Source organism: Psychrobacter sp. CAL346-MNA-CIBAN-0220, from assembly GCF_040309805.1.
Taxonomy (GTDB): domain Bacteria; phylum Pseudomonadota; class Gammaproteobacteria; order Pseudomonadales; family Moraxellaceae; genus Psychrobacter.
Genome location: NZ_JBEOPF010000001.1, coordinates 71,555 through 88,588 on the forward strand (window position 1 = coordinate 71,555; position 17,034 = coordinate 88,588).

Genomic DNA, 17,034 nt, shown 5'->3' on the forward strand with positions numbered 1-17,034 from the left:
TCTGCTAGTTTTTAATTTTGTTATTGATAGCGTTACGAATGAAATTCGCCCACTGATTCATCATATCCCTACGATAATCTAGATGCTGAGCGCCGTTATACGCTTTACTGATTTTATTTTCTTGTTCATGAGCCAGCTGTAACTCAATAGCTTCATGCATAAACCCCTGCTCATGAAGGGTAGTGCTTGCCAGCCCTCGGAATCCGTGCCCCGTCATTCTATATTTATAGCCCATCTGATATAAAGCATTTATAAACGCATTTTGGCTGTAAGGTTTGCGGGTTGAAGGGTTGTAGAATACATACTGCTCTGAAAAGTTCAGCTCTTTAATTTGTTGTAATATATCTATGACCTGTGGTGAAAGAGGCACAATGTGAGGTCTATCCATCTTCATTTTGTCTGCAGGTATACGCCAAATTTTATCGTTCCAGTCGATCTCTGACCATTCCATGAACCTGAGCTCATTAGTGCGCACGAAGGTATAGCATAGAAACAATAGACCTAATTTAACAGTCATATGACCTGTGTAACTATCAATTTCGCTTAAAAGCTGAGGCAACTCTTTTGAAGTAATGCGACTGTGGTTTTTAGTTTTATGCGGTTTGATGGCTGCTGATAAGTCTGCTGCAGGATTTGATGTTGCCATACCAGTACGAATAGCATGCTTAAATATCTGTCCAACTTCTGCCATAATTCGTCGCGCCATTTCATTAGCGCCGCGTGCTTCAATATTCTTACCGATTGTCAAAATATCAGGTGACGTAATGTCGTCTATTAGCTTATGTCCTATAACTGGTTTAACGTCACGCATGTAGGCTGAATAGTTACGACTAAATGTACTTGTGGCTAAAAAGGTTTTACGATCTGCATACCACGCTTGAGCAATGGTATCAAAAAGTCTTGACCCATCTTGTTCTGCAATTTTTTCTTTTTTCTTATCTTTCGGGTTAATGCCTTCACTGATCAGTTGCTTTATTTCTAAATTACGCTGGCGTGCTTGCTGCAGTGTGATGACTGGGTATTTACCTAAGGTAAGCGACTGCTGTTTACCTTGCCAGCGGTAAGCGCTAACCCAGACTTTATTTCCTGTATGTCTTACCCATAACTGTAATCCATCACTATCACTGTGCTTGTCAGGGCGGTTAGGGGTGCATTTTTCGCTTGGGGCTAACTTATTGATAATAGTATGAGTCAATGGCATGTTGGTATATCTCCGTGTTGGTATAATCTATACCAACAAATATACCAATATTCTATATAGTTCGCCATATACCAAGATATTCGGAAATTACGCAAAATCCCATAAAAAAAGGCTTGCCGCATCGCTGCGAACAAGCCTGATTCAATATGTGGTGGGCCCAGTAGGACTCGAACCTACGACCAAAGGATTATGAGTCCTCTGCTCTAACCAACTGAGCTATGGGCCCTGGTAGACGCATAATGATACCTGAATTTTTCAGATTTTCAAGTAAAAGATGTCTACTAAATGATATCAGTTAGTGATTACTACCGGCTAAGGTCAAACTGCGACCCCCATCAACGGTAATAATCTCCCCAGTAATGTAGCTTGCCTGTGCTAAATAGAGCACACAATGGGCAATATCATCAGGCGTACCAATGCGCTGCATAGGAATAGAGGCAACAATACGGTGTTGCTGCTGCTCATCAAGCGCTTGATCACTATCTGTTTCAGGTAGGACATTCACTCCAGGTGCGATACCATTGACGCGCACGTAAGGTGCCATATCTAGCGCTAACGACTGCACCATCATCCGCTGAGCGGCTTTTGCCATATTATATATGATATAGCCACTAAACGGCTTATCGTGAGCATGAATATCAAGTAAGCTAATAATACAACCGTGCTGGGCTTGCAGATAGGGTAGTAGCGCTTGGCTTAGTAGCAAAGGTACTTTGGCATTGGTCAAAAATAGTTCATCCCATTGATCATAGGTAAGATGACCAACAGCAGTAGGATAAAACCGCGACGCATTATGTACCAGTACGTCAAGTTGGCCAAAGGCATCTATAATTTTTTGAATAAATGGGTTTAAGGTAGTTTGTCTATTGACCACTGCCAAATCTACAACGATTACTACCGCGCTAGCAGCACGGATTTGATTGAGTGCCTCTGCTAAACTATCCGCCTCTAGCTGGCTATGATGACAATGAATAATGACTCGGTAGCCTTGCTGGTGCGCTGCTTGAATAATGGCGGCACCAATTCGCTTGGCACTACCGGTTACTAACATCACCGGTGCAAGCTTGCTTATTGGGTCGGAATGTTTAGGAGGATAATTCATAGCGATATCAACATATTAATATCAATGATTATGCTGCGCTTGCAGGCGTTCAATGCGCGCCTGACGTAGGGCGTTGCCGATAGCTGCGCCTTGGAGATTTGGCGCAACGTCTTCCATACCGATGGTATGAAAACTATTCAGCGCGAGCATCATCTGGCGATGATGCTGTGCCAGTTGTAATACATGGCTAGTAACCAATAGCTGTGAGAGTCTATCCGGCTCTTTATGGGCGCTACACGCTTGGATAAGGTCGATTTTTTGTGCCGCTGTTAGCTCATTTATTGCGCTTACATTTTTGGCTTGTTGAATAAATAGGGTGGCAAACTGGGTCTGGGCTTTAGGTACCTTAGCAACGTTGCCTATATGAGCAATATTTTTCGAAGCCGTAAGTGTGTCATTAATGCCATCAATATTGAATAACGATTGATCAAGACTTGCCATTAGTAGCGCCCAGCGCTGTGATAAGTTTAATTGCATTTGACCGGAGAAATAGAGTGCGGTCTGTACCGTTTCTCGTATTTGCCCATTGTTCCAAGCATAGTGTAAAGGCGTAAAATGGACGGTCAAGACCCCACTCTCATACAGTTGCTGCCAATAGATATGAGGCGAGATTTGCATCATCGCACGGCTCGACTCTTGCCAAATACGCTCAGCACTCAAATGCGCCAGCTCACCAGAGTTCACCAATTCTCGCATTAAAGTCAGAGTTTCATCAGCAATCCTAAAGCCTAGATCATGATAACGTCCATAAAAGCGTGCGGTTCTGAGTACTCGTAGCGGGTCTTCGCTAAAGGCCTTCGAGACATGGCATAAGGTTTTAGCCTTGATATCATCCAGTCCACCATAATAGTCAATAACTGCACCGCTAATAGGGGTGTCATCTGTGAGACTAGTTACTTCAATCGCCATCGCATTGACAGTCAAATCGCGGCGTTGCAGGTCTTCTTGTAGACTGACATCAGGGCTGGCATGGACGCTAAAACCTTGATAGCCATGGCCAAGCTTACGCTCAGTACGTGCTAGTGCATATTCTTCTTGGGTGGTTGGGTGCAAGAATACCGGAAAGTCGGTGCCTACTTGATAAAAACCGGCCGCTAGCATAGCGGCAACGGTAGTGCCGACCACTACAAAGTCCTTGTCTTTGATAGGACGGCCTAATAGCTCATCACGTACCGCGCCGCCAACCAGATAGACTTGCATCGCAACCTCTTTTATTTAATGTTATAAAATCTTAATAAGCCAAATTTTTAGGATGCTAAAAAAAACCAGTCAACGCCATTGTAATAATGGCGTTGACTGGTTTTATTATAACAGACTGCTACCATCAATTAATAATAGTAGCAAATCAGCGTATTGCTTATATTTTAGATCATACAGTAGCGGCTATTGCTGCTTCGTTTTCTAAATCCTGCGCTTCAGTCACAGCAAGAGCGGTCATATTTACCACACGGCGCGCGGTTGCTGATGGGGTCAGGATATGTACCGGCTTGTTGGCACCTAATAAGATCGGGCCAATAGAGGCGCTACCAGTTGCGGTTTTAAGCAAGTTAAAGGCTATATTTGCTGCATCTAAGGTTGGTAAGATTAGCAGATTCGCAGCCCCTTTGAATTGACTTGATGGCAAGTCTTCTATACGAATACGTTCATCAAGAGCGGCATCACCTTGCATCTCACCGTCAAAATCAAAATCGACATTCATATCGGTCAGTAGTTGATACACTTTGCGCATTTTTACAGCGCTGGCACGGTCTGATGTACCAAAGTTAGAATGGGATACTAACGCGACCCGCGGGGTGATACTAAAGCGGCGCAATTGATCAGCAGCTAATATTGTCATTTCAGCCAACTGCTCGGCAGTAGGGTCTTCATGAATATAAGTATCGGCAATAAAGATATTGCGGTCTTGCATCAAGACGGCATTCATCGCATAAAAGTCACTAACGCCTTCTTTTTTACCGATGACGCTTTGTACGTACTTAAGATGCAACTGATAATGACCAAACGTACCACAAATCATGCCATCCGCATCGCCATTGTCGACCAGTAGTGAACCGATCAAAGAGGTTTTGCGACGTACATCACGGCGCGCAAGCTCGATACTGACGCCATTGCGTTTGTTTTTATTGTAATAGCCTTGCCAGTAGTCTTTATAGCGTGGATCATCATCAATGTTGACGATAGTGACATTTTCACCATCTTTGAGACGTAGACCCAGTTTTTCGATATTGGTTTCAATGACTGAAGGACGACCGACTAAGATAGGTTGAGCCAGATTTTCGTCGACGACTACTTGTACGGCAAGTAGGACGTTGTTGTCTTCACCTTCACAATAAACGATACGTTTTGGATCTGATTTAGCACGCGCAAAGATAGGTTTCATTACAAAGGCTGAGTTATAAACAAACTCAGATAGACGCTGGCGATAGGCGTTAAGGTCCTCAATAGGTAAAGTCGCAACCCCTGAATCCATAGCAGCTTTGGCGACAGCAGGAGCGATTTCGATGATCAGGTTAGGCTCAAGTGGTCCTGGAATTAAATACTCACGACCAAAGCTTTGCATGCTTTCAATGTCTTTAACATTCTTAGTTGGCGTGGCTTCAACATGCGCCATAGCTGCAATAGCACGTACGCAAGCAATTTTCATTTCTTCATTAACAGTGGTCGCGCCTACATCTAACGCACCGCGGAAGATATAAGGGAAACATAAGGCGTTGTTAACTTGGTTTGGATAATCTGAGCGACCGGTTGCCATGATGACGTCTGGACGTACTGAATGAGCCACTTCTGGCATAATCTCAGGCGTTGGGTTAGCAAGTGCAAAGATAATAGGGTCTTTTGCCATACGGCGAACCATATCAGCGGTCAAAGTTCCAGGCATAGATAAACCTAGGAACATATCAACATCATCTATGAGCTCATCAATAGTGCTCGCTTCCGTATCACGGACGTAGCTCTGCTTGGATTCATCAAGGTTTTCACGGCTGGTGGTAATAATGCCACGTGAGTCAGAAACGTAGATATTATCTTTTTGAACCCCCAACGCACAGATAAGGTTTAAGCAAGAAATCGCTGCAGCGCCTGCACCTGAACAGATTACTTTGAGGTCTTCAATTTTTTTGCCAGTCAACAATAAGGCGTTAAGCATGGCAGCGGCAACAATAATTGAGGTACCGTGTTGGTCATCATGAAAGACCGGAATGTTCATGCGTTTACGCAATTCGCGCTCGATTTTAAAACATTCTGGTGCTTTGATATCTTCTAGGTTAATACCACCAAACGTAGGCTCAAGAGAGGCAACGGCTTCGATGAATTTATCAGGATCATTTTGGGCGATTTCAATATCAAAAACATCGATACCTGCGAATTTTTTGAATAATACCCCTTTACCTTCCATAACTGGTTTTGATGCTAATGGACCGATATTACCTAAGCCTAAAACAGCGGTGCCATTGGTGATAACACCAACTAGATTGCTGCGCGCGGTATATTTGGCTGCTAGTGTCGGATCTCTTTGAATCTCGAGACACGGCACAGCAACACCTGGCGAATAGGCCAAAGCCAAGTCACGTTGGTTAGCCAGCTGCTTGATAGGCGTGACCGAGATTTTGCCTGGTCGTGGGTGTGAATGGTAATGCAGAGCAGCTTGTTCAAACTGCTCTTTTTCATTAGAATTATCCGTATTCAAATTGGTATCGTCATTCATAGTAATTGCCATTGTTAGAATAAATTGGAATAAAATAAACTGTGATAAAGATAAAGTAACGCCTGAGCTACACCGATAACGGTTTAATATTTTATATAAATAATAGGTGTAGGCGCTAAATTAAGCGGGTGAAAAACACCATAGTCATCATCAAAAAAAATGCAAGTTGACAAGTGAGCTATTCTAACATTATTGGCAATTCACTGCCTAGTCAATGGGCGTGAAATAGGCAAGTTACATATTAGATTGATAACCAACATTTAGACAGTTGATGATGATCGAAAACGTATTTTTCTATGACAGTTTAGTCCTTTTAATAAGCGATAGCCAAATTAATGTCAATCAATATATTTTATATGAGGACTAGAGCAATGATGTTAAGGACAGAAAAATGAGTGTTGATTGTTACCGACTATTAACTGCCATCGTCTAGCTGCTATGACGAACAGCTAATCGGCAATTGTGGTGCATTTGGGGTCGGCGGACGGCTATCAAGGTCCGTGGCGATATCTTGTACCGTATAAGGGCTAGCAAGTAACTCAAAAAGCCGAGCGACTTCTTCAAACTGTCCCTGTTCAGCTGCAGTAATGGCGTGCTGAGCCATGCTATTACGTAGGACATAAACCGGATTATTGGTTTTTAGATCAGTAACCACTTGGTCATTTGTTGGACTAGACGGCTGCTGTATTTGCGCTAAATAGCGTGTTGACCAATCTTGCCAAACTTGGCGTGCCTCATCACTCAGCTCAGCAATCATGATTTTAAGTAGCTGTTGCTCATAAGGATGCTCATCCGCTGCGACCAGCCCTAATAACGCCCGAAAGCTATTAGTGTAATCAAGTAAATTATCTTCTAATAAGGTTAAAAATTCAAAAGCTAAAGTTAAACTATCAGATTGATGCGGCAGTCCTAACTTACGGCACAACCCTTGTTGATAATGTTGCATAAAGGTGGGCTCATAAGGGGCCAAACATTCTGCCAAACTGTCCCGCGTGACACCCTCTTGGGTTAAACGCATAAAGTGTGGTAGCCAGACGTTGAGATTCCAGTGGCCGATAGCGGGCTGATTTTGATAAGTATAACGTCCGCTATGATCTGAGTGATTATTAATCCATGCTGGATCAAAGCGCTCCATAAAGCCAAAGGGACCAAAGTCCAACGTACTGCCGGTAATTGATAAATTATCGGTATTCATCACCCCGTGAGCAAAGCCAGTCAGCTGCCAGTCAGCAATCATGCGGGCGGTACGCTGAACTACGGCTTGCAAAAATGCCAATACCGGTTTTTCGCTATCACGGCACTCTGGATAGTAAGTGTCAATCATATAATCGGTAAACTCGCTCAATAGATCAGGCGCAAAGCTGGCAATCCACTCTACGTGACCGAGGCGAACATGACTGTCAGCGACCCGCATTAGGGCTGCACCTGCCTCCATACGCTCACGACGTATCGGGGTATCAGATACCACAAAACCCAGCGCATTAGAGGAAGGGATACCAAGTTGGGTCAAGGCATGACCGCATAAGTATTCACGAATAGTACTACGCAGTACTGCGCGGCCATCACCCATCCGCGAGTAGGGGGTTAGGCCGCAACCCTTAAGATGCAAATCTTGTAGCTGGTCATTGTTATCGAGTACTTGAGCCATTAACAATCCACGACCATCCCCCAATTGTCCGGCCCATTGGCCGAACTGATGACCGGCATAAGCCATGGCCAAAGGCTCAAACTGAGTGGGTACATACTGACCACCGATAATATCAACCCAGCGCGCCATCAAATCAGGGTCATCTGCCCAGCCGAGTTGCTGTGCGACTTGGTTGTTAAAATGGCCTGCGCGCGGATTTTCCAATGGGGTCGGCGGTTGGCGATGATAAAGACGCGTGTCTAATTTGACATAGGTATTTTGGTAACGCATATGAGCTCTTCCTGTTAATAAAAACTATCTATGAAAATGGGTCAATGAAATGAATAAAACCACTATAACATAGCCCCAATGCTGCACCTGAGTGCTCTGTCAATGTCCTGTAATTTATTTCTAATCTAATAGGTATTAACTAAAATTTAACCCAAAAAAATCCCCCTGTCTATTACAGATAGGGGGAAGGAGAAACGTCATAATAAAAGGTCTAAATTAGCATCTAATCAATGTTGATTAAGCCGCTTTACTGTTATAGCCAATAGAGCGGAAGGCTATTTTTAAGTTATCGTTATGCTCATGAATTTTTTGTTCAATCTTAACGTATTCATGTTTAAGCTTATCATCAACTTCATGTAAACGATCAGCAAATTCGTTCTTTTTCATCTCAATGGCTTTGGCTTTTAATGCTTGCCATTCTTCTACTGTTTGAGTGAAAGCTTCGAATTCAAACTTGATACGATCTTGGAAACTTTGCATCGCATGAGGGATATCAAGGCCGCCTGCGGTTACTGACTCAATCTGCTGCTGTGCTTGTTTAAATTGCATCTGTACTTCAGCATGTTTGATTGTTGTATCATCAATGGTACGCAAATCGGTAGTTAAGCCGACTTTAGATAAACCAGCAATCAACCATTTGGTTGGGTCATATTGCCACCATTTCACTCCATTACGATAGTCGTATTGGAAGAAGTGATGATAGTTATGATAACCCTCGCCCCAAGTAAAGATGGCTAAGATAAAGTTATCACGGGCGGTGTTGGTGTCAGTATAAGGACGTGAACCAAACATATGACATAAAGAGTTAATAAAGAAAGTAAAGTGGTGGGTTAAGACCAAACGCAATAGCCCGGCCAGTACTAAGGTACCCCAAACATCACCAATTAACCAACCCACAGCGGCTACTAAGCCAACGTTTGCTGCTAAGACCCAAAGACCATAGTATTTATGCTGAATTTGGAGCACTCTATCTTTGGTCAAATCCGGAATATTTTTATAGTCAAATTTGCCGCTCGGATAGTTACGCAGCATCCAACCGATATGACTGAAGAAGAAGCCACGCTTCGGTGAATACGGGTCATCCATGCGATCATCGACATGACGGTGATGGCTACGGTGACCAGAAACCCAGTCAAACGCTGAACCTTGTACAGCTAAGGTAGAACCAAGCAATAAGAAGTTTTTGACCACTGGGTGTGCTTTATAGGCACGATGTGATAGCAAACGATGGTAGCCTGCAGTAATGCTGATGCCCGTCCATACCATAAAAGCACCAAATACGCCCCAGACGGGTGCGCTGACTTGATGGGTGAACAAGTACCAGGGAGTAATGACTGCGGCAGCAATTGGGGTTGCTACTAAGATGGTCGCTGGTATCCAGTTAATGGGAGCTTTTTTGAACTCAAGTTCACGGATATCCATAGGCTCATCTATAGAAACGGCAGCCTTATTGTCCGAAGCATCAGTAGACGCATTTTTTATATAGCCGCGTGTTGCGGTAGGCTGCTCATCGAGCGCTCCGTCTGCTTTGCTATCATCAAACCACGTCTTAAAACGCAATGCTTGAGTGCCAGCAGTCTGTATGAGTGTGTCACCAGATTTGATAGCCAAACGTAAGCCTTTAAGCGGTAAGCCCATTGCTTTTTTTGCAATCATATAATATCCCTAACGGTATTAATTCAAGCCTCTATATTACAGTAAAAACATAAGAAAGTGAACACTCATGCACTATAAAAATCTTACTAAATAACAATAACTTGTATGAATTATAGAATATTATTCTGTCAATACCATGATAGCTATCAGGAATTGAGTAAAAATGTAAGCCGTAGCCACTTTATGTTAAAAGTCGGGTTGAATTTGAGAGGTGCTATATGCAAGGTTTAAAGCATAAATAGAGGTAGAGTTAATATCATTTAAGCTCAGTTTAATCTAAACAATAGGAGCACGTTAATCACCGTGAAGGAAATACCAAACGCGCAATGATGCACAGTTCTTATAACAGCTGAGTGGGAATGTCGGTAATGATGACATCAACTTGCCACTGTACCAATTGTTTGATTTGTTCAATATCATTTACTGTCCAAGCACTCACTGGCAGTCCATAGCGATGACAATATTGGATCATTGACTGAGTGAGTAGTGGATGATAAACCCCAAGATGGGTGCAACCGAGTTGCAATGCCGTATTGGGTGCCGCGCTTAACAATTGTGGCGTACGTACCAATAAACCACGCGGAATATGAGACAATAGCGTATCACGTTGCAGTCGAGCCAAAAGCTGCACATCAAAACTGGTAAGGACAATAGGAAGGCTGGCGAGTGGGGTATCAATCAAGTAGTAGGTTAGTGCCCGAATTAACTTGGAGTAATTAGTACGATCATGCGTTTTAATCTCTAGCTCAATATGGGTAAATTGAGCCAGCGCTTGGGCTGTTGTCTCTAAACCCCTAGTCTTTGATACGGTATGGTTAGATAGTCCAAACAAACTATCAAGCGCCTGCTTCTGCGACGTTTGAGATAATAATTGCATTGGTAAGGGCAAGGTCTGCGACAGCATATCAAGCGTAATAATATGATGTCCAGACTGCAGATGTCGCTGGATCTCAGTTAGGCTGAGCTGATCAACACGTGCTTGCAAGCCACATAAGCGCTGTAGCGTATCATCATGAAAAATGATTAAATGTCCATCTGATGTCAGTTGTACATCAAATTCTACACCTGCCAAACCGCGTGGCTGTAAGCTATGTGCATGCTGAAAACCAAATAAAGTATTTTCAAACGCTTCACTGCGTGCACCGCGATGACCAAGAAGTCGTGTCTTTCCGAGGTTTATCATAGTCGTTTATTATCAATTATTTCTTGGCTCAATAATAGACAGTCTCGCAAAGTTTTGTAAAATGGTTTATGAAAAATGTACGGACAATATATTACATTGACCATTAGTTTAATTACTTGTTGCTTAGCTAAAATTCAGCGTAGGCAAGAACTCATTGAGTCTCATATTAGTATTGCCATTTGTTATATTGGACAATTAAAAATAGATTTTTATTTGACCAATAGCTTTTATTTGTATATCAAGGGTTTACACTAATGACCATCGCTTACAAACCTCGTATAATGGCGTGATTTTAAAATCTAATATTTATGACGATCGTGCCTTCATGGCGATATAGATGGCAAATATAGTCATCGGCAGTGGTGCGAATCAGTAATTCGGAGCAAGATGAATATGAGCGTAGTGAATAAAAAATGGATGAAATGGCAAAAAATTGCCGGTATCAGTGTGATATGCGGTTTAGCGGTTGCTGGGTGTAGCCGTTCAGACGATACAGAAGATAGCGTCGAGACTGCAGATGTAACGACTGAACAGCCGATTGTTAATGAGGGTGCGGTAGCTCCAGCCTTCAATTGTGATGATCCTATGGTACAAGATCGTCTTAAAAATGCCTTAAAAAATACGCTCAATCAGCAAGCCCAGAATCTAGTTGCCAACTATGCTAATAATGCAGAGATCAGCCTAAATAGCGGTACGGTTAGTGATAAGGTTAATGGTATTTTAATTGACGTACAAAATGCTACGGTCTTACAAGAAGCCAATGCTAATGGGCTAACGACTTGTCAAGCTAGCGTCAGCATGACCTTACCAAGTGAAGATTTGTATCAAGCGAGCCAAATAACAGCGGCCAATAACCAGCCAAGCTTGCAAACGCGCTTGGCTCAAGACAATATTCGCATTAATAATAATATGCTGGTCGATGAGTCGTTTACGTATGTCGTTGGCGTCCAAAATGGTCAAGTTCAGGTGCGCATTGCTGGACAACCGGCACTGATCACTGCGGTTGCCGATGTTATGGCAGGCTCTGTATTCAAGTCGGCTATGGATGTCCAGCGTTCAGCCGAAGAACGCCCACGTCGCCGTGAACCTACTGAAAGTAACAATCAAAAAAGCAACCAGAATAAGCCTGTTCGTCCGCCCACGCCAAAACCTGTGACGCCAACTGAGCCCGTTCGCCCAGTTGAACCTGCTACGCCACCAACGATTAATCTAGACGGCAATGAAAACAGCGATCAGAGTGATAGCCAAGTGGAAGCGACGCCTAATACTAACAATAAAGCGCCCGCTAGCAACACAACATCGCCGATACTTGTCCCTAAAGATGACAGTATCGATATGGTGATTATTGAAGATGACAGCGCCATTTACTAAATGTTTACTTGGTTCTTAATTTAAGACGTGTTATAAAAAACCGCCCGTAATTTTATAAAGTTACGGGCGGTTTGCGTTTAGATATCTATATTTAAATTGCGCACTCTACGCTATTCATTATCCACGAATTTTTGTAGCACTTGGCTGTCCCATAATACTTCTGATACTTGCTCAGGATCGGTACAGAAACGTGCGGCGACAAATAGCCAATCAGATAAGCGATTAACCAAGCTAACCGCGGTACTCCGAATCGCTTGCGGGCGCTGTTGTTGTAATAGTACCGCTTGACGTTCGGCACGGCGGCAGACACACCGCGCCACATGCAGCTGACTGACCAATACTGAGCCTGTCGGCAAAATGAAGTCTTTTAACGGCGGCAAGGTGGTATTCATCGCATCAATTTGCTGCTCTAACCAATCAATATGGCTGGCATTTACACCTTCATATTCTGGCATAGAAAGCTCACCACCCAGGTTAAACAATAGATGTTGAATAATAACCAATGCTTGGCCAAAATCCATATCTGCTTGTTGGTGTAGACGTTCAGGCAGCTTTTGGCTATCGTCTGTTACTCCAGTATTAGAGGCTGTGATTGCTTGTGCCAGTTGCGCGCGTACCAGCCCAATGTGCGAGTTGAGCTCATCGACATCACCCATCACGCTGAACAAGTTATCCGCCTTACTAACGCGGCTGCCATCTGCCATGCCGGTGCTACCATCATCTCCGGTACGGGTATAAATTTTGCTTAAACGATTGCTCATGGTACTTCCTTATTGTGTTGGTGCTTATGTTGATAAGTAAGGGTTTAAAATTTAGTATTTATTACTGCACCTGTATGGATTGTGCGTCCATTGTAGTATTTTATGGCTGTTTTCGCTAAGATAAAGGGTTGGTGGTTGTGTTACGGTCAGTTTAAGGGTTTCTAGATATTAACCTAAAAATACTGACAAACCATAGTTATCTATTTTTTGCGCTATTTTTCTATTTATTTTCGATTCATTTTTATTCAAAAGGCTATTCCATTATGACCACACCTCTTACCGACGCCATGTCTCAGCTTGTGATTTATGATTCACTAACTGGAAGTAAGCAAACGTTTAAACCGCTTATTAAGGGGCAAGTAGGCATGTATGTGTGCGGGATGACAATATATGATTATTGTCATATTGGTCATGCTCGAATTATGGTTGCTTATGATGTTATTTCGCGCTGGTTACGCCAATTGGGCTATGAAGTCAATTATGTACGTAATATCACCGACATTGATGACAAGATTATTAACCGCGCAGCAGAGAATAATGAACCTATTAATGAGTTGACCGAGCGTTTTATTACGGCTATGCATGAAGATGAGCTGGCATTAGGGTGCATACCCCCTAATCAGGAGCCTCGTGCTACTGACTATATTGATGAGATGCAGCATATTATTGAAACGCTAGTTACTGGCGACTACGCCTATGCTGGTAATAAGGGCGATGTCTATTATGCGGTCGATAGCTTTACTGATTATGGCAAATTATCGAAGCGTAATTTGGATGAGATGCAAGCTGGCTCGCGGGTAGACGTTGAAAACGATAAACGCAACCCCTTTGATTTTGTATTATGGAAAGCGGCCAAACCTGGTGAGCCACAATGGGCGTCACCTTGGGGTCAAGGTCGTCCGGGCTGGCATATTGAATGCTCGGCAATGGCGACTAAATGCCTAGGCAATACCTTTGATATTCATGGCGGCGGTCACGATTTGCAGTTTCCACATCATGAAAACGAAATTGCCCAGTCTGAGGCCAGTACGGGTTGTGAATATGCGCGCAATTGGATGCATGTGGGCTTTATCAATGTCGATGGTGAAAAGATGTCTAAATCTTTGGGCAATTTCTTCACCATTCGCGATGTGATGGCAAAATATCATCCTGAAACCGTGCGTTACTTTCTATTGTCCAGCCATTATCGCAGCCAAGTAAACTTCTCAGATGTGGCCTTAGACGAAGCACATAATAGCCTAAGCAGACTATATCATGCCCTAAAAATTGCAGAGCAACACCAAGGGCAGACATTAGAGATTAATAATGATGAGTTGGTTAATGTGGCTTACACCAGCGCTGCAGGACAAGACTTTATTGCAGCGATGAACGATGACTTTAATACCTCAGCAGCTACTAGTGTGCTATTTGGGCTGGCACGTGATATCAATAAAGCGATTAAGGCAGAGGAAGTAGATAAGGCGTGGCAATTGGCACAGCAGCTAAAAGCATTGGCACAGGCACTCAATATATTACAGCAACCGGGGTCGCAGTTTTTGCAATCAGTGATTGGTGAAGCGCAAGACGATGGCTTTAACGATGACACTATTGATAACTTAATTATTGAACGTGCCGATGCCAAAACCAACAAAAACTTTGCCCGTGCTGATGAAATACGTGTGCAATTGAAAGATGCCGGAATTGAGCTTGAAGATAGCCGTACTGGTACCACATGGCGCCGTGCTTAGGATTACCCGTCATTAAAGCCAGTACTTTTGTCATTAAATATAAGTACCAATAAATCAGGGCGTGTCATTAGTGAGATTATAAGGTCTAAAATGAATAAATGTGCTTGCTAATGACCCGCTTTTGGTCAGCTTACGCTGGCTTTTTTGTGTGGACTGTTTTAAATTGGCTTAATATTCAGACCAAAAAACTTTATCGTATGCAAATTTCTCATAAATCCATAACGTCTAATTCTAACCGTAGCAGCACTCATCGCTCTGATTTCAACGGCGCGCTTGAGGATCATTATGTCCGCTGCACTAACGACATTATCAATGATGACAGCAGCAATGATGACACTATCAGTCATGACAGCACCAGTCATGGCAGCAACGGCCTAACGTTAATATTTGGCTTAGTAGTTATATTGCTTGGCCTGTTTTATATACCTGCCTATGGTGCAACTAATGACAGTGAGCAACGTAATCCGCCAACACAAACAAAAGATAAACCCGATAACTTGGTTGATTATGCTGCGCAGAAACTCGACATTATCAAAGAAAAAGGCTTTAGCCCCTCAGAGATTACCAAGGAGCTGGTCAATCCGTTAAAACAAACAGCGGTGCCGCAAGCAGGATATTTGCAAGGAGATGAGGGTTTAACTGGAGAGTATAACGAAAGCTACTATCCATTAACTGAGCTCAATAGTGGTTTGCCACCATTGTCTAAGCCAGCTAACCTATCTACACCATTGGCAACTTTAGAATTCTTTCAATCGGCAATTATGAAACAACAGTTTGATTTGGCCGCCTATGCACTGAACATGAACTTGATAGATAAGGAATTGCAGCGCAGCCGGTCACTTGAGCTATCTAAGCGCCTTGATTTTTTATTAACTAAAAAGAAGCTCTATGTTTTTAATGAATTGCCCGATCGTCCTGATGGTTTAATTGAGCCGTCCATTGGCAACAACAGCAGCGTAATGGGCATTCCCAGACGTTCCATTCAACTTGGCTACATGGATTATCGTGAACGCCGTGTGCCTATTTATTTACAGCGGGTACGGGTCGACGATAATGCGCCGCTTTGGGTGTTTTCGGCACAAACGGTTGGCAAGATCGACAACCTTTATGAGCAGTATCATCCCACGCAGTTTGAGCGTTTTCTACCTACTTGGCTTACGCTGCGATTTTTTGGCATTGCTTTATGGGAACTTTTAGCGTTAGTTTTATTTTTCTTGTTGACCATGGGGTTGGGTTGGTTACTGAGTAAAGGCACCGAAAAAATTATCAACTGGTATGCCAGCGATCAAAACTTTAGTCTCTACGTTGGCAGCAGTAACAGCGTGGCGGACTTAGTCAGTAAGCTGACCGTGCCATTGACGTTTACCATCAGTTTTTCATTAGTATTTACCTTAGTATCCGGCGGCTTTCCTTATATAGATGCGGTGGCATCATCGACTCGACCTATTGTCTGGATTGGTTTGGTATTTAGTGCTATGTGGCTGGGTATTCGGGTCATTAATTTTTTTGCCAATCGTTATCAAGATTTGCAAATTGAAAATTTAGCTGAAGAGCAGTTCGATAAAGTGCGCCGACGCCGTACTTATGTATCTGTATTTCGGCGGTTGTTTATCTTTGTCATGATTCTCGGCAGTTTTTGGATCGGTCTTAGTGAATTTACCAACGTTCAAGGGCTAGGCAAGACCTTATTGACCTCAGCAGGTATTGCTGGTGTAGTGATTGGTATTGCTGCTCAGCCTAGCTTGGGTAATATTATTGCGGGTATACAGGTGGCACTCACTCAGCCAGTACGCATTGGCGATACAGTAATAATGGAAGGGGAGTGGACGACGATTGAGGACTTGCGCTATACCTATGCAGTGCTTAATACTTGGGATGAGCGCCGCTTAATTGTACCGATGCGCTATCTTATTACGGAAGTTATTGAAAACTGGTCGCATACTGATGTGCATCAGACCTGTGCGGTGTACTTATATGTCGATTATGGCGCTGATATTGATGCCATTAGACAAAAATATATCGAGGTGGTTAAGGCGCACAAACTGTGGGATGGTGAAACAGAGCCTGAGCTATTCGCGGTGTCGGTCAGTGAAAATGCCACTAAGCTACGCGGTAGTCTGGCGTCTGATGGTCCTTTGAGTGCCTGGACACTAGAATGCGCGGTACGCGAGCAGATGCTCAGTTATATTTATCAAGAACAAAAATCTTATCTGCCAACCGAGCGCTTCACCTTTCAAAACAACATTAAATAGATCGGAGTTTATATTTTTTAGGAATAGTTATCTCCTCATAATAAATCGCCTCATAGGCAAATTTATGGTAAGTATAGATAACTAGCCGTAAACTAAGCTGACAAATATATCATGCGATATGCTAGCTTATTTGTTATAATGTGGCGTTATTTTTAAGGGA

The 17,034-nt window shown here is 43.1% G+C and carries 11 protein-coding genes and 1 tRNA gene; 3 read left to right on the forward strand and 9 right to left on the reverse strand.

Features of this window, described 5'->3' with window-relative positions; translation table 11 throughout:
- Positions 1 to 4: 4 nt before the first annotated feature.
- The 8 genes from AAEY88_RS00255 to AAEY88_RS00290 form a co-directional block, all read right to left on the reverse strand.
- Positions 5 to 1,201, reverse strand: a complete 1,197-nt coding sequence (locus tag AAEY88_RS00255; protein WP_350557549.1) for a phage integrase central domain-containing protein — start codon at positions 1,199 to 1,201, stop codon at positions 5 to 7.
- A 149-nt stretch (positions 1,202 to 1,350) separates the two neighbouring features.
- Positions 1,351 to 1,427, reverse strand: a tRNA-Ile gene (locus AAEY88_RS00260).
- Positions 1,428 to 1,496: 69 nt separating this feature from the next.
- Positions 1,497 to 2,303 carry a pteridine reductase gene (locus tag AAEY88_RS00265; RefSeq protein ID WP_350557551.1) on the reverse strand — a complete coding sequence of 269 codons (807 nt, stop codon included), beginning with the start codon at positions 2,301 to 2,303 and terminating at the stop codon, positions 1,497 to 1,499.
- A gap of 21 nt (positions 2,304 to 2,324) precedes the next feature.
- Positions 2,325 to 3,503 (reverse strand): tRNA nucleotidyltransferase, encoded by a 1,179-nt coding sequence (locus tag AAEY88_RS00270; RefSeq protein ID WP_350557553.1) that lies wholly within the window; start codon positions 3,501 to 3,503, stop codon positions 2,325 to 2,327.
- Between the two features lie 169 nt (positions 3,504 to 3,672).
- Positions 3,673 to 6,006, reverse strand: coding sequence for an NADP-dependent malic enzyme (locus AAEY88_RS00275; RefSeq protein ID WP_350557555.1), 2,334 nt, complete (start codon positions 6,004 to 6,006; stop codon positions 3,673 to 3,675).
- A gap of 436 nt (positions 6,007 to 6,442) precedes the next feature.
- A complete protein-coding gene (locus AAEY88_RS00280) occupies positions 6,443 to 7,924 on the reverse strand; it encodes a protein adenylyltransferase SelO family protein (RefSeq protein ID WP_350557557.1) in 1,482 nt (493 codons plus the stop codon).
- Between the two features lie 237 nt (positions 7,925 to 8,161).
- Entirely contained in the window at positions 8,162 to 9,346 is a 1,185-nt protein-coding gene (locus tag AAEY88_RS00285) for a fatty acid desaturase (protein ID WP_350560357.1), read from the reverse strand.
- A gap of 574 nt (positions 9,347 to 9,920) precedes the next feature.
- On the reverse strand, positions 9,921 to 10,763 hold the full coding sequence (locus AAEY88_RS00290) for a glycerophosphodiester phosphodiesterase (RefSeq protein WP_350557559.1): 843 nt from the start codon (positions 10,761 to 10,763) through the stop codon (positions 9,921 to 9,923).
- Between the two features lie 387 nt (positions 10,764 to 11,150).
- Between AAEY88_RS00290 and AAEY88_RS00295 the strand changes: the two genes are divergently transcribed.
- Positions 11,151 to 12,134 (forward strand): hypothetical protein, encoded by a 984-nt coding sequence (locus AAEY88_RS00295; RefSeq protein WP_350557561.1) that lies wholly within the window; start codon positions 11,151 to 11,153, stop codon positions 12,132 to 12,134.
- A 110-nt stretch (positions 12,135 to 12,244) separates the two neighbouring features.
- On the opposite strand, the gene AAEY88_RS00300 is transcribed toward AAEY88_RS00295, so the two are convergent.
- The gene (locus AAEY88_RS00300) at positions 12,245 to 12,895 is read right to left on the reverse strand and encodes a cob(I)yrinic acid a,c-diamide adenosyltransferase (protein ID WP_350557563.1); all 651 of its coding nucleotides are present in this window, start codon (positions 12,893 to 12,895) and stop codon (positions 12,245 to 12,247) included.
- 263 nt (positions 12,896 to 13,158) lie between these two features.
- Here AAEY88_RS00300 and cysS point away from each other — a divergent pair, with 263 nt between their 5' ends.
- Both cysS and AAEY88_RS00310 read left to right on the forward strand, forming a co-directional pair.
- Positions 13,159 to 14,622 (forward strand): cysteine--tRNA ligase, encoded by a 1,464-nt coding sequence (gene cysS, locus AAEY88_RS00305; protein ID WP_350557565.1) that lies wholly within the window; start codon positions 13,159 to 13,161, stop codon positions 14,620 to 14,622.
- Positions 14,623 to 14,819: 197 nt separating this feature from the next.
- Positions 14,820 to 16,874 carry a mechanosensitive ion channel family protein gene (locus AAEY88_RS00310; RefSeq protein ID WP_350557567.1) on the forward strand — a complete coding sequence of 685 codons (2,055 nt, stop codon included), beginning with the start codon at positions 14,820 to 14,822 and terminating at the stop codon, positions 16,872 to 16,874.
- Positions 16,875 to 17,034 lie beyond the last annotated feature (160 nt).